Below are 12,237 nucleotides of genomic sequence, written 5' to 3'. Positions count from 1 at the left end.
GGCGCGATTATACGCGCCGGGGGAGGCCCTGCCAGCCGCACATGACGAGGGTGCGGCGATCAGCCGCGCAAATGCTGCAACGGCAGCTGGGTGCTGGAGAGGATTTGCTGCAACACAAAGCTGGAGCGCACGCTGGAAACCCCCTCGATACGGGTCAGGGTGCCCAGCAGCAGCTGCTGGTAGTGATCCATATCCGGCACCACTACTTTGAGTTGATAGTCCGCGTCCATCCCGGTGACCAGGCAGCATTCGAGCACTTGCGGGCATTTGCGGATTTCTTCCTGAAAATGCTCGAAGCGTTCCGGGGTGTGTTTGTCCATGCCGATCAGCACGTAGGCGGTCAGCGTTAGGCCGAGCTGCTTGCGGTCGAGCAGGGCGACCTGGCCGAGGATATAGCCGTCATCTTCAAGCTGCTTGACTCGGCGCGAACAGGGCGAGGGTGACAGGCCGATGCGTTCGGCCAGGTCCTGGTTAGACAGGGTCGCGTCGCGCTGCAATTCGGCGAGGATATTCAGGTCGTAACGATCAAGTCTGTTCATCTTTGTCGTGCTTTCGTTATTTGATTGTTATGAATGATGCACTTGTGGTGATTAATTGCGCAAGTGGTAGTGTTGTCAGCAATATTCGCAATCTTTCACTGCCTCGGCGGGCGTAAGCTTTACCTCAACTTCAAGGCCCGGACGACACGTCCAGCCGCCTCGCCCAATCAGGTGAGCGGTCGCCGCCGATCCCACCGGATCGTCACGGCACCCGGGTTCGCACTGCCCAACCAGGTAGGCGAAGAAAAGGCGTTACCATCGCCACAATGACGGACACGCAAAAAAGGGGAAGGCCTGCAGGCCTTCCCCTTTTTTGTGTCCGCCATCCTTGGCGGACCTTCGCAGCACGACGTCAAAATTGCTCCAGGCAGTTTTTTGTTGCCTGCTAGTTGCTTTTACGAGGCCGTCGCCGGTTTCACCACGTTGCTGGGGTCGGCATGCACCAGTACTTCGGCGCGGGGGAATTCGCTGCGGATCGCCGCTTCAACCTGATCACACAGACTGTGCGCCTGCTGCAGGCTTAGCTCACCCGGCAGTTCCACGTGTAGCTGCACGAACCAGTGGGTACCGGACAGCCGTGTGCGTAAGTCATGCACACCCAGCACGCCTGGTACGGCGCAGGCCAGGCTGTACATCTGCGTGCTGATTTGCGGGTCGAGCTCCTTGTCCATCAGCACGGTAGCGGCTTCGCGGACGATGGTGATGGCGCTCCAGAAGATATACAGCGCAATGCCGATGCCGAAGATCGCGTCCAGTTGTGGCCAGCCATAACTGGCCAGCAGCAACGCCACGAGGATGCTGCTGTTAAGCAGTAGGTCCGAACGGTAGTGCAGCGAGTCGGCGCGAATCGCGGTGGAGCCGGTCAGCCTCACCACATAGCCCTGGAACAGCAGCAGGGCGATGGTTACCGCCAGCGACAGTAGCATCACTGCGATGCCCAGGGCCGGTGCGCCAATTGGCTCGGGGTTGAGTAAGCGGTCGATGGCGTGGCTGCCCACCAGCAGCGCGCTGGCACCGATAAATAGCGCCTGGCCCAGTCCCGCCAGGGCTTCGGCTTTGCCGTGACCGTAGCGATGATCCTCATCGGCCGGGCGCAGGGCGTAGTGCACGGCGATCAGGTTGAGCAGCGAGGCGGCGCCATCGAGCAGCGAATCAGTCAGCCCCGCCAGCAGGCTGACCGAGCCGCTGAGCCACCAGGCGATGGCTTTGGCCAGCGCCAGAGTGAGGGCAGCCGCCAGCGCGGCGAAGGTCGCCAGGCGCATCAAACGGGCGTGTTGCGGCAGTATGTTCACGGGTTATCCAGAAGGTGCCTGTAAAAGGGCGGAGCCTGCTTTTGACGCAGCAGGGCCGACGCGCAGCTGATCGTCGGCAAGTTACTAGGCTGCTGGGCGCAGACCGTAGGCAGCTAGTTGCTCGGCACTGCCGCTGTGCTGGATCAGGCGTGGGTCATCCAGTGGCAGGCTGTGGCCCGTCTGCACTTCGATCAGCGCCTTGAGCTTGGCTGCGTCGATCTTGCCGTCAGCATCCACCACATTCTGCAGGTCTTGTGGGGCAACCTGCGAGGTCAAACCGCCGGGCAGGTAGATCGCGCCGGTGGCGAAGTCGATACCAAAGGCGATCAGTCCCGGGATCACATAGAAAAGGATGCCGATAGCGTTGAGGCCGGCCACCATGGGATCAATGCGGCCTTCGATCTGGCCGCGGCGATCCGGGAAGAACAGGGTGCCGCAGGCGGTCAGTTGAGTGAGCAGCGCGGCGACGATAAGGCCACCGATAACGCGGGTTTGGGTGCGCATTGAACATCTCCATGGAAAAAGTGGCGCAACTATACCAATGCCTGTATTGCAATGCCGCTGCGTCAGGCGCTGCCAGCGCTATTTCGCGCAGCCATACCTAACACTCAGACAGCGCCAATGCTCCACAGGTTCGCCGTTATAATCGTGCGCCTTGAATGGAGCCCGCATGAATTCCCTGCCAATCGATGTGCTGCTGCCTGAGCTGTGTCAGGCCCTTGCCCTGCGTGATGAGGCGGTGCTGGAAGCGCCGCCCGGTGCCGGCAAGACCACCCGTGTGCCGCTGGCGCTGCTGACCCAGCCTTGGCTGGCCGGGCAGACCATCATCATGCTCGAGCCACGGCGGCTTGCTGCGCGGGCGGCGGCCGAGCGCCTGGCCAGCGAGTTGGGTGAAACGGTGGGGGAAACCGTCGGTTATCGCATCCGCCTGGACAGCAAGGTCGGCCCGCGCACCCGTATCGAAGTGGTCACCGAAGGCATTCTGGCGCGGCGGCTGCAGGATGATCCGGCGCTGGAGGGTGTCGGTCTAGTCATTTTTGACGAATTTCACGAGCGCAGTCTTGACGCTGACCTGGCGCTGGCGCTGTGCCTGAATGGCCGGGCAATGTTTCGCGGGGCGGATTCCGGCGAACTGCCGCTGAAAGTGTTGCTGATGTCGGCGACCCTGGAAGGCGAGCGGTTGGCGGGTTTGCTCGGCGATGCACCGGTGCTGCGCAGCGAAGGGCGGATGTTCCCCGTGGATATCCGCTGGGGCGCGCCCTGGCAGACGGGCGAGTGGCTTGAGCCAAAGGTGCTGCAGTGTGTGTTGCAGGCGCTGGCCGATGAGCCGGGTAGCCTGCTGGTGTTTTTGCCGGGGCAGGCGGAGATTCGCCGGGTCAATGAGCAGCTGGCTGAGGCCCTGGCCGGGCGTCGCGACATTCTGCTCTGCCCGCTGCATGGCGAGCTGGACCTCAGCGCCCAGCGCGCCGCCATCGAACCCGCACCGCCGGGCCTGCGCAAGGTGGTGCTGGCGACCAATATCGCCGAAACCAGCCTGACCATTGATGGCGTGCGGGTGGTGATCGATGCCGGCCTGGCACGGGTGCCGCGTTTTGACCCGAACAGTGGCATGACCCGCCTGGACACCCAGCGTATCTCTCGCGCTTCCGCCACCCAGCGCAGTGGGCGGGCCGGGCGCTTGCAGCCGGGGGTCTGTTATCGCCTGTGGTCGCAGGCGCAGCATGAGCAATTGGCGGCCTACGGCACGGCGGAAATGCTCCAGGCCGACCTCGCCGGTCTGGCCCTGCAACTGGTGCGCTGGGGCATGCAGCCGGCCGAGCTGGTCTGGCTCGACCCGCCACCGGCGGCTGCCTATGCCCAGGCTTTGGAGCTGCTGGCGCGATTGGGCGCGGTGGATGCCCAAGGCAAATTGACTGCTCACGGTCAGGCCATGGCCGAGCTGCCAACCCATCCGCGCATTGCCCATCTGCTGCTGCGTGGCCAGGAGTTGGGTCTGGGTCCATTGGCTTGCGATCTGGCGGCCTTACTCGGCGAGCGCGACATTCTGCGTGGTGCGGGCGCCGATCTGCACAGCCGCCTGGCCCTGCTGGCCGGTGAGTCGCGGGCCGCTCGCGGTGCGCAAAGTGGCGTGCAGCGCGCCCGGCAACTGGCCAGGCAGTTTCAGGGTTACCTCAAGCGCAGGCCCAGCCCGCAGGTGGTCAGTGATCCCGAGCATCCGCGCTGGTTGGGCGCGTTGCTGGCCTTCGCCTACCCGGATCGCATCGCCCAGCAGCGCCGTGCCGGGGGCGCTGAATATCGTCTGGCCAACGGTCGGGCGGCGCTGTTTGCCGAGGTCGATGGGCTGATGAAACACAGCTGGCTGGTGGTGGCTGACCTAGGCAGCCGTCAGGGCCAGCGTGAAGAACGCATCTACCTGGCCGCCGAGCTGGAGCCGCAGTTGTTCGAGGGCGTGCTGGCCGAGCAGGTCAGCAACCTGGACGTGCTGGATTGGGATGAGCGCGAAGGCGCTTTAAGGGCCGAACGCCAGCGCAAGGTCGGTGAGCTGGTGTTGTCGCGTGAGGCACTCACCGGGCTCGATGCACAACAGCGCAGCCGCGCCATGCTTGGCCTGGTGCGACGCAAGGGTTTGGCGCTGCTGCCCTGGACGCCGGAGCTGCGCCAATGGCAAGCGCGGGTAGCGTTGCTGCGTACGCTTGATCTGGCCAGTAAGGACGTCAGCGAGTGGCCAGATGTCAATGATGCCACCTTGCTGGATACGCTGGAGAACTGGCTGCAGCCCTATCTGGATAACGTCACCCGGCTTAGCCATTTCGCCAACCTAGATTTACCCAGCCTGCTGCTGAATCTGCTGCCCTGGCCGTTGCCGCAGCGTCTCGATGAGCTGGCGCCGCGCAGCGTGCAGGTGCCTTCCGGTTCGCGCATCAGTCTGGATTACAGCGAACAGCCGCCGGTGTTGGCGGTGCGCTTGCAGGAGTTGTTCGGCCTGGCTGATACGCCGCGCATCGCCGGCGGCCGCCAGGTGGTCAAGTTGCACCTGCTGTCGCCAGCGCGGCGGCCGGTGCAGGTGACCCAGGACCTGGCCAACTTCTGGCGCAGCACCTATGCCGAGGTGAAGAAAGACCTTAAGGGCAGGTACCCAAAGCACTACTGGCCGGATGATCCGCTGATCGCCGAACCGACGGCGCGGGCCAAGCCGCGCAAGTAGGCTTTAGGGCAGGCGCAGATCCTCGCCAGCCGCCGTAAGTTCAGCATAGGCCCGATCCAGCGCATCGCGCAGCGCTTCGGCACCTGGCGCATGGCTGGAGACGATCAGCTTGAGCGGGATGCGTTGCAGCTGAATATAGGGCAGCTCGGACATGCCCAGGCGTTTGCGCGCCTGCTCCACGGGGGTCTGGTAGTCGAGGAGAAAATCACCGCGACGGCGCTGGAGCATTTCCAGTGCAGCGGTGTGGGTGCCGGTGCGATGTTGCTCTACGGCCAGCTGCGGGTCGTTGAGCATTTCGTTGATCGGCTGCCAGTAGGTGTAGCCGCTGATCATGATCACCCCGCGGCCCTTAAGGTCCTCGGGCAGGCGCGGCATCAGGGTGTCGCGGCGGAAATACAGGTTGAGCACGATCTCGCCGAGCCGGGTGTGGGTTTCCAGGGTGTGCTCGCGCAGTTCCACTTTGCCCGGCGCGCCCGGCCAGATTTGCACGCTGCCATCCTGCAGGCCGTTATATAGCCGCGCGCTGGGGTAGGAGCGCAGCTCGGCGCGGTAGCCGGCGTGTTCCAGCAGGCGCTTGCTCAATTGCAGGATGGCGCCTTTGGGGCGGCCCCGACTGTCGGTGTAGGAGTAGGGCGGAAACTCGTAATAACCCACCTGCACCAATGGTCGTGGATCATTGGCGGGGGCGGCGAAGCTGGCGCTGCAGTAGAGGGCTGCAGCCAGCGCGAGGCAGAGGAATCGTGGCATCACATGGGCACGTACTGCGGCTATCTGCCGTCTTTTCGTTATGAAAGTGTCACATTGAGCGAGCATGGCTAACTGCCAGCAGCTTTGTCCAGTGGCTTACTGAAAAAGCTTAGTCCAGCGTCGGCAGCAGCAGGCGGGCGAGCACCGGCAGGTGGTCGGAAACCCCTAGGCTGTCGTGCTGACGCACCTGGCTGTCGAGTAGCGTCAGCTGTGGGCTGTGGAACAGGTAGTCGAGGGTGCGATCCGGCCCGGGTACTGTCGGGTCGTTGGGGTAATGGGTATACCAGCGCTGCTGGTCGATACCGTTGGCTTGCTCCAGGCTCGGCACCATCGGGTAGTGCTCGGCCAGTTGTTGCAGCTCACTAGCAGGGCTGTACCAGCTGCGCTGGTTCTCGGGCAGGCGTTGGTACTGGCCGGGCGGCAGCAGGTTGAAGTCGCCGCCGATAACCCAGGGCGTGCCATCGGCCTGGAGCTGATCAAGCAGGCTGCTGGTCATGGCCACTTGGCGCTGCATGGTGTCATTGCCCTGGGCGAAGGCATCCAGATGAGTGTTGATGGCGACCAACTCGCCGCCGCCACGCACGGGCAGGTGGCTGACCAGCAGGGCGCGCTTGAGGTTGAACTGGCGGCTGATCGGGTTGGCGGGCATCAGCGGCAGTTGCAGGCGTTCGGCGCGGGCGATTTGAAAGCGGCTCAGGGTGCCCAGTTGCATACCGACGCTGCCGAGAATCTGCGGATGCGGCACAAATGCGGCCTTCCAGTAATAGGCCTGGGTGCTGCACGGGTAGATGTCGCTTAGGTGCTCATGCAGTAGCGCCAGCTGGTTCTGGTAGTCGGTGGCCTTGGCACCGTTGTGCAGCTCCTGCAGCAGAACGATATCCGGCTGCTCGTCACGCAGGATGCGAGCCACCTCATCAAGGGTAAATGCCAGGTCTTCCGTGCTAGGGCGCTGGTCGGGGCCGCTGCCGTCCGCCAGGTCGTACCAGAACACATAGCGCTTGCCGGCCAGGTATTGAATGTTCCAGGTCATCACTTTCAAAGCCTGACCCGGCTGCAGTTGCGGCGCATTGGTCTGGCAGCTCACGGGGGCGGCTTCGCGGGCGGCTGGGTGCCAGGTCAGGCTGTAGATCAGCGCGCCCAGCACGCAGAACAGGCTGGCCAGGCTGAGCAGGGAAAGGCGCATGAGTCGGGGCAGAGGCATAAACAGGGTCGCCGGCGGGTGAACTATGCTGAGGGAGCATACCGGAGATGCAGGGCGATGCCGATGTTGCAGCGCCTTGCGCGGGTGCTTCAGGAGGTCGCATGAATACCCCAACGATTGCTCAGCGCAGCCCCTATGCGGTTGCGGTCACGGCCGGCAACGACTACTTCTGGTGCCGCTGCGGGCTGAGCGCGGCGCAGCCGTTCTGCGACGGCAAGCATAAAGGTAGCGGTTTTACCCCGCTGAAATACCACGCGGACGAGGACGCCACCCTGTACTTCTGTGGCTGCAAGCACACGCAGACGCCGCCCTGTTGCGATGGCAGCCATAACAGGTTGTAGTAACGGCTTTTTGCAGTAACTGGGTCGGGGACAGGTTATGTACCGCAAGGTGTTTGCCAACAAGGTATTCGACCGCAAGGTTGTGGTGATTACGGGCGGCTGCGCCGGCATCGGTCGGGCGCTGGCCATGCGTTTGGCACAGGCCGGTGCGCGATTGGTAATCTTCGATCTGCAGCAGCAGGCGCTCGACAGTCTGGTGCAGCATCTGGCCGATCACCACAACGCCGAGGCCCTCGGTGTGCTCTGCGATGTGGCCGATGCTGCGGCGGTGGAGCGAGCGATGGCGCTGACCGTCGAGCGTTTCGGCGGCATTGATGTGCTGGTCAACAACGCCGGCATTACCCACCGCAGCAGTTTTGCCGACACCGAGCTGGCGGTGTTCCAGCGGATCATGGCGGTCAACTATTTTGGCGCGCTGCACTGCACCAAAGCCGCGCTGCCCAGCCTGATCGCCCGCAGTGGGCAGATTATCGTGCTCAGCTCGCTGTCAGGCTTTGCCCCGCTGCTTTACCGCAGCGCCTACAACTCCAGCAAGCATGCCCTGCATGGTCTATTTGAAACCCTGCGTTATGAACTGAAAGGCTCCGGGGTCAATGTGATGCTGGTGTGTCCCGGCTTTACTGCCACCGACCTGCGCAAGAATGCCTTGGTTGGCGATGGCTCGGTGGCCGCGCAGCCGCCGTTGGCGATGGGCAAAGTCGCTTCGCCGCAGGATGTTGCCGAGGCGATTTACCACGGCGCTTTGAAACGCCGTCGGCTGCTGGTGCTGTCGAATGTCGACTGGCGTGCGCGGGTGCTGGCGCGGTTCTTCCCGCGGTTGTTCGAACGGGTGCTGTTGCCGCGCCTTTCCGGCTTGAAACCGCAGCGTGCGGGACGTTCCTGATGCGCCACACATGGCTCGGTCTGCTGCTGTTGCTCGGGATGCCGCTGCAGGCCGAGGAGCCGCCTGCGCTGTTGGTGATGACCGATATTTGGCCGCCTTTTCGTATGCAGGAGGACGATGGGGCGCTGAGCGGGTTGGATATCGATTTGCTCGATCAGCTCAGCCAGCGTACCGGGCTGCGTTTCGAGGTGCAGCGCGCTCCCTGGGCGCGCGGCTTGGCGGCGTTGCAGAACGGCAAGGCCGACTTGATGACCGGCCTGGCGAAAACCCCCGAGCGGGAAGGTTATATCGATTATCTGCAGCAGCCCTATTACGCCTGTGCACCGCGTTTCTATGCGGCCCCCGCACAGGCCAAGGCGCTGCAGCGCTACAACCAGTTGGCCAGTCTGACGATTGGCCATGTGCTGGAGTCGGCGTATTTCGAGCCGTTTGATTCGGATCAGCAGCTGCGCAAAACCGCGGTCAACACGGAGAACCAGTTGTTGGAAATGCTGGTGCGCGGACGCCTGCAAACGGTGATCGGCACCGATTGCCAGGTCGACTATGAATTGCGCGATGCGCGCTGGAATGGCCGTATCGCCAAGGCGGCCTTTCAGCCCGAGGCGCGTACCGACTTGTATATCGGCTTCTCCCGCCAGCGCGGCTTGCAGGCGCAGTATCAGCAGGTAAGCGAGGCCCTGGCGCAGATGCAGGCCGAAGGCTGGATTGCCAAGGCGGCGCAGCGTTATCAGTCCGCCGCGCCTTGAGCTGCACCGCCGTTAGCCATCAGTGCTCGTGCGGCTCGATATACACCTCGTAGATCATTTCCAGGTCCCAAAACGCCGCTTCGATCTTGTGTCCGTCGAGGTCGCGGACAAAGCAGCCGTAATAGGGTTCGCCATATTCTGCGCGTGGGCCGGGAGCGCCTTCATCGCTGGCGCCAGCTTCAAGGGCGGCCTGGTAGAAGTCGTGCACGGCGGCCTTATTCGACGCGACAAAGCCGAAGTGGCTGCCATTGCCGATACTCGCCGGCTTGCCGTTGATCGGGGTCTGTACCCAGAACTCCGGATATTCGCGGCCATAAGCGACTGCGCCAGGGTGGGCGAGGATGCGTTTACAGCCGAGGGTGGCGAGGACCTGATCGTAGAAGGCGGTGGCCTTGTCGAACTGATTGGTGCCGATGGAGATATGCGAAAGGATGCTGGGGTTGGCGTCAGCCATGGGCCTGTCCTCCTTGGGTGGTCGCTGGCGTTCACTCGACTTCGGGCTGGGCGCTGCGCAGCATAAATAGACGAAACAGCACTACGCTTGAGAATAGTTGTAAAAAGCGACTTGCGCAGTCCAGCAGCAGGCTGGCCAGGGCGTTGTCGGCGAAGGTTTCGCTGGAGTGGCTCCAGCCGTCGAGCAGCCACAGCGGCAGCATGACAATCAGGATGCAACCGAGCATGGGCCAGAAGTAACCGCTGCTCAGTTGGAAGCTCTCGTGCAGCGCCTTCATCGGGCTCAGACCGCGCAACACCAGCAGGTATTCGGCAAACGCCAGTTTGACCATCAGCCAGATTCCCGGCAGCACGAACAGCGATGCGCCGAGCAGAATCGCCAACGTATTGAGCCCCGCCAGCAGAGCAAAACTTGGCCACAGTCGTAGGCTGGCGGCCAGCAGATCGCGAGCGCGCGGCTGCAGGCCTTGGCTGCGTGCGTCGAGAAATAGGATCAGTGCGGCGCTATACAACGGGTAGAACAGCAGGCCGGCGAGCAGGCGCCAGAGGGTGGCGGATTCGGCGGTCACCAGGCTGGTGACCTGCTGCAGCAACAAGCCTTCGAGCACGATCAGCGGCAGGCACAGGCGGGCAATCGCCGCCAGGTTGTGACTGAAGAAATACCAGGAGTCGCGCAGGGCGGAGAGCATATTCATAGGGGCAGGTCGTACTCGAATTCAGGCTCGCACTCTAGCTGATCCTGCTTGCCGCACCCAGTAACGCGGCAAGCAGATCCGCACTGGTAAGCACCTCGGCATATTCATCGCGCAAGTTCGCCATGGCCATGGCGTGCACTTCATCGGCGCTGCGCAGCTGCCCGTAATAGTCAGTCTTGTCGAAGGTGTAGCAGGCATCCGCCACCACTTGGGTGATAAAGCCCAGATTGCTGGCGCTGCGTGCGGTGGCTTCGACCGAATTCTCACTGGCCACCCCGACTATCACCAGGCGGCGGATAGCGCGGGCATGTAGCCAGCGCTCAAGGCCGCTGTGGGTAAAGGCATCGGTCACGTTCTTTTCGAACACTTGCTCGGTATCCCGTGGCGCCAGTGCGGGTTGGAAGAGGGCGCCACTTTGCCCTGGGGCAAACACCGAGTCGGCCTGACGGGAAATATGGCGGATATGCACCAGCGGCAGGTCCGCACTGCGCCAGTACTCAAGCAGCTGGGCGATGCAGGCTTCGGCGCTAGGGTTGTTGCGTGGTGTGCTAACGCGCTGGATGCCTTGCTGCATATCGATAATCAGCAGTGCTGGGGTTTCTGGCGTATTGGCGGGGCTTGGATGCATTTCGACCGTCCATGGCTGTTGGCTGGCATACTGCGCGCTGACTTTAACCTGAGGGCTTTCTGCCCGTCAGCCGCATGATGAGGATTACCGGTGAAGAAGATCGCCGTATTCGCCGATGTACAGAACCTCTATTACACCGTGCGTCAGGCCTATGGTTGTCATTTCAACTACGCCGCGCTGTGGGCCGATATCAGCCAGCATGGGCAGATTGTCGAAGCCTACGCCTACGCCATTGATCGTGGTGATCAAAAGCAGCAGCAGTTTCAGCAGATCCTGCGCAACCTCGGTTTTACCGTAAAACTCAAACCCTTTATCCAGCGCAGCGACGGCTCGGCCAAGGGCGATTGGGATGTCGGCATTACCATCGATATCATGGACGCCGCGCCGCGTGTCGACGAAGTGGTATTGGCCTCCGGGGATGGTGACTTCGACCTGCTGCTGGACAAGATTCGCGGCAGCTACGGCGTCGAGGCCGTGGCCTATGGCGTGCCGGGGCTGACCGCACAATCGCTGGTGCGTGCCGCCAGCCGTTATGTGCCGATCGACGGCGCACTGTTGTTGAGAAACTGATCGATGCTTGCCGACTCCATCGCCGTACTCGATTTTGAAACCACTGGCATGTCGCCGGCCCAGCAGGCGCGCGCCACCGAAATCGGGGTAGTCATAGTCGAGGGTGGGCAGATTGTGGCGCGCTACCAGAGCCTGATGAACAGCGGCGCCTGGGTGCCGCCGTTTATCGAGCAGCTCACCGGTATCAGCAACGCCATGCTGCGCACCGCACCGCCTGCCGCGCAGGTGATGCAGGAAGTGGCGGAGTTTGTCGGCGAGCGCCCGTTGCTTGCGCATAACGCCAGTTTCGACCAGAGGTTCTGGGATGCCGAGCTGGCGCTGATTCGCCGTCGACGCGTGCAGCCATTTGCCTGCTCGCTGCTGTTATCGCGCCGCCTGCTGCCCATGGCGCCCAGCCATAAACTGGGCAATCTCAATCACTGGATCGGCCTGCCGGATACCGGCAAGGCGCACCGGGCGCTGGCTGATGCGGAAATGGCCGCCAATCTGACCTGCTTTATGGCGGCACTGTTGCGCGAGCGCCACGGCATTGTCGATATTTCCCATGAGCTGCTGTGCAACCTGCAGCGGGTGCCTGCGGCGAAGATGTCGCTCGCGTTGCAGAAAATCCGCGATCACGCGTTTGGCTGACGGCGTTTAAGTAGCTTGTTACATCTGCGCTCCGAGTCCGGTGCGTGGCTAAATTAAGCGGGGCAGGCACCTTCCGGGGCTCTTTGTAGCATGTTCGGTTTGTTTAAAAGTGATCCCGCCAAGAGGCTACGCAAGCAATACAGCGCCAAGCTGGAAGAGGCGATGCAGGCGCAACGCAACGGCGATATTCGCAGCTACTCTATGCTGGCGGAAGAAGCACAGGCGTTGTGGGCGCAGTTGGAGCCCCTAGAGCGAGCTAAGCAATAATTTGCCAATGCAAGAATGAAAAAGGCTGCCCGTAGGCAGC

General features: G+C 62.6%; 15 protein-coding genes. 7 read left to right on the top strand and 8 right to left on the bottom strand.

What is annotated here, in order from left to right; all coding sequences use genetic code 11:
* Positions 1 to 59: 59 nt before the first annotated feature.
* From AACY25_RS05435 to AACY25_RS05425, 3 genes are all read right to left on the bottom strand, one after another.
* On the bottom strand, positions 60 to 539 hold the full coding sequence (locus AACY25_RS05435; protein WP_339522983.1) for an Lrp/AsnC family transcriptional regulator: 480 nt from the start codon (positions 537 to 539) through the stop codon (positions 60 to 62).
* A gap of 395 nt (positions 540 to 934) precedes the next feature.
* Positions 935 to 1,801: a cation diffusion facilitator family transporter gene (locus AACY25_RS05430; protein WP_411177756.1), complete on the bottom strand. Its 867-nt coding sequence runs from the start codon at positions 1,799 to 1,801 to the stop codon at positions 935 to 937.
* Positions 1,802 to 1,915: 114 nt separating this feature from the next.
* Positions 1,916 to 2,335, bottom strand: coding sequence for a polyribonucleotide nucleotidyltransferase (locus AACY25_RS05425; protein ID WP_339522979.1), 420 nt, complete (start codon positions 2,333 to 2,335; stop codon positions 1,916 to 1,918).
* A gap of 166 nt (positions 2,336 to 2,501) precedes the next feature.
* Between AACY25_RS05425 and hrpB the strand changes: the two genes are divergently transcribed.
* A complete protein-coding gene (hrpB, locus tag AACY25_RS05420) occupies positions 2,502 to 5,036 on the top strand; it encodes an ATP-dependent helicase HrpB (protein ID WP_339522977.1) in 2,535 nt (844 codons plus the stop codon).
* A gap of 3 nt (positions 5,037 to 5,039) precedes the next feature.
* On the opposite strand, the gene AACY25_RS05415 is transcribed toward hrpB, so the two are convergent.
* Both AACY25_RS05415 and AACY25_RS05410 read right to left on the bottom strand, forming a co-directional pair.
* Complete coding sequence (locus AACY25_RS05415; RefSeq protein ID WP_339522975.1) at positions 5,040 to 5,783, bottom strand: substrate-binding periplasmic protein; 744 nt, start codon at positions 5,781 to 5,783, stop codon at positions 5,040 to 5,042.
* 109 nt (positions 5,784 to 5,892) lie between these two features.
* On the bottom strand, positions 5,893 to 6,984 hold the full coding sequence (locus AACY25_RS05410) for an endonuclease/exonuclease/phosphatase family protein (RefSeq protein WP_339522973.1): 1,092 nt from the start codon (positions 6,982 to 6,984) through the stop codon (positions 5,893 to 5,895).
* Positions 6,985 to 7,085: 101 nt separating this feature from the next.
* Here AACY25_RS05410 and AACY25_RS05405 point away from each other — a divergent pair, with 101 nt between their 5' ends.
* From AACY25_RS05405 to AACY25_RS05395, 3 genes are read left to right on the top strand one after another with little or no spacing between them, the layout of a single operon-like run.
* On the top strand, positions 7,086 to 7,325 hold the full coding sequence (locus AACY25_RS05405; RefSeq protein ID WP_339522972.1) for a CDGSH iron-sulfur domain-containing protein: 240 nt from the start codon (positions 7,086 to 7,088) through the stop codon (positions 7,323 to 7,325).
* A 37-nt stretch (positions 7,326 to 7,362) separates the two neighbouring features.
* Positions 7,363 to 8,208 carry an SDR family oxidoreductase gene (locus tag AACY25_RS05400; RefSeq protein ID WP_339522970.1) on the top strand — a complete coding sequence of 282 codons (846 nt, stop codon included), beginning with the start codon at positions 7,363 to 7,365 and terminating at the stop codon, positions 8,206 to 8,208.
* Positions 8,208 to 8,954, top strand: coding sequence for a substrate-binding periplasmic protein (locus AACY25_RS05395; protein ID WP_339522969.1), 747 nt, complete (start codon positions 8,208 to 8,210; stop codon positions 8,952 to 8,954). Before AACY25_RS05400 ends, AACY25_RS05395 begins: the two co-directional genes overlap by 1 nt.
* A 19-nt stretch (positions 8,955 to 8,973) precedes the next feature.
* On the opposite strand, the gene AACY25_RS05390 is transcribed toward AACY25_RS05395, so the two are convergent.
* The 3 genes from AACY25_RS05390 to AACY25_RS05380 are packed head-to-tail and all read right to left on the bottom strand — an operon-like array spanning position 8,974 to position 10,730.
* Positions 8,974 to 9,408 (bottom strand): VOC family protein, encoded by a 435-nt coding sequence (locus tag AACY25_RS05390; RefSeq protein WP_339522967.1) that lies wholly within the window; start codon positions 9,406 to 9,408, stop codon positions 8,974 to 8,976.
* Between the two features lie 31 nt (positions 9,409 to 9,439).
* Positions 9,440 to 10,102, bottom strand: a complete 663-nt coding sequence (locus tag AACY25_RS05385) for a YciC family protein (RefSeq protein WP_339522966.1) — start codon at positions 10,100 to 10,102, stop codon at positions 9,440 to 9,442.
* Positions 10,103 to 10,136: 34 nt separating this feature from the next.
* The gene (locus AACY25_RS05380; protein WP_339522965.1) at positions 10,137 to 10,730 is read right to left on the bottom strand and encodes a cysteine hydrolase family protein; all 594 of its coding nucleotides are present in this window, start codon (positions 10,728 to 10,730) and stop codon (positions 10,137 to 10,139) included.
* Between the two features lie 90 nt (positions 10,731 to 10,820).
* On the opposite strand from AACY25_RS05380, the gene AACY25_RS05375 reads away from it, so the two are divergent.
* The 3 genes from AACY25_RS05375 to AACY25_RS05365 all read left to right on the top strand — a co-directional run bounded on the left by AACY25_RS05375 (position 10,821) and on the right by AACY25_RS05365 (position 12,197).
* Positions 10,821 to 11,300: an NYN domain-containing protein gene (locus tag AACY25_RS05375; RefSeq protein ID WP_108489414.1), complete on the top strand. Its 480-nt coding sequence runs from the start codon at positions 10,821 to 10,823 to the stop codon at positions 11,298 to 11,300.
* A 3-nt stretch (positions 11,301 to 11,303) separates the two neighbouring features.
* Positions 11,304 to 11,930, top strand: coding sequence for a 3'-5' exonuclease (locus tag AACY25_RS05370; protein ID WP_339522964.1), 627 nt, complete (start codon positions 11,304 to 11,306; stop codon positions 11,928 to 11,930).
* Positions 11,931 to 12,020: 90 nt separating this feature from the next.
* Positions 12,021 to 12,197, top strand: a complete 177-nt coding sequence (locus AACY25_RS05365; RefSeq protein WP_339522963.1) for a DUF6435 family protein — start codon at positions 12,021 to 12,023, stop codon at positions 12,195 to 12,197.
* The last annotated feature ends 40 nt before the right edge of the window (positions 12,198 to 12,237 follow it).

Source organism: Pseudomonas sp. EA_35y_Pfl2_R111 (genome assembly GCF_963970955.1).
GTDB lineage: Bacteria > Pseudomonadota > Gammaproteobacteria > Pseudomonadales > Pseudomonadaceae > Aquipseudomonas.
The sequence above is the reverse complement of the archived record's forward strand: the minus strand, read 5'-3'. Positions and strand labels throughout refer to the sequence as shown.

Bases quoted from the DNA above. Each gene is read 5' to 3' on its own strand.
- hrpB (WP_339522977.1), top strand. From the start codon at position 2,502: ATGAATTCCCTGCCAATCGATGTGCTGCTGCCTGAGCTGTGTCAGGCC.
- AACY25_RS05405 (WP_339522972.1), top strand. From the start codon at position 7,086: ATGAATACCCCAACGATTGCTCAGCGCAGCCCCTATGCGGTTGCGGTC.
- AACY25_RS05385 (WP_339522966.1), bottom strand. From the start codon at position 10,102: ATGAATATGCTCTCCGCCCTGCGCGACTCCTGGTATTTCTTCAGTCAC.
- AACY25_RS05365 (WP_339522963.1), top strand. From the start codon at position 12,021: ATGTTCGGTTTGTTTAAAAGTGATCCCGCCAAGAGGCTACGCAAGCAA.
- AACY25_RS05400 (WP_339522970.1), top strand. From the start codon at position 7,363: ATGTACCGCAAGGTGTTTGCCAACAAGGTATTCGACCGCAAGGTTGTG.
- AACY25_RS05415 (WP_339522975.1), bottom strand. From the start codon at position 5,783: ATGCCACGATTCCTCTGCCTCGCGCTGGCTGCAGCCCTCTACTGCAGC.
- AACY25_RS05390 (WP_339522967.1), bottom strand. From the start codon at position 9,408: ATGGCTGACGCCAACCCCAGCATCCTTTCGCATATCTCCATCGGCACC.
- AACY25_RS05410 (WP_339522973.1), bottom strand. From the start codon at position 6,984: ATGCCTCTGCCCCGACTCATGCGCCTTTCCCTGCTCAGCCTGGCCAGC.
- AACY25_RS05435 (WP_339522983.1), bottom strand. From the start codon at position 539: ATGAACAGACTTGATCGTTACGACCTGAATATCCTCGCCGAATTGCAG.
- AACY25_RS05370 (WP_339522964.1), top strand. From the start codon at position 11,304: ATGCTTGCCGACTCCATCGCCGTACTCGATTTTGAAACCACTGGCATG.
- AACY25_RS05430 (WP_411177756.1), bottom strand. From the start codon at position 1,801: ATGCGCCTGGCGACCTTCGCCGCGCTGGCGGCTGCCCTCACTCTGGCG.
- AACY25_RS05425 (WP_339522979.1), bottom strand. From the start codon at position 2,335: ATGCGCACCCAAACCCGCGTTATCGGTGGCCTTATCGTCGCCGCGCTG.
- AACY25_RS05380 (WP_339522965.1), bottom strand. From the start codon at position 10,730: ATGCATCCAAGCCCCGCCAATACGCCAGAAACCCCAGCACTGCTGATT.
- AACY25_RS05395 (WP_339522969.1), top strand. From the start codon at position 8,208: ATGCGCCACACATGGCTCGGTCTGCTGCTGTTGCTCGGGATGCCGCTG.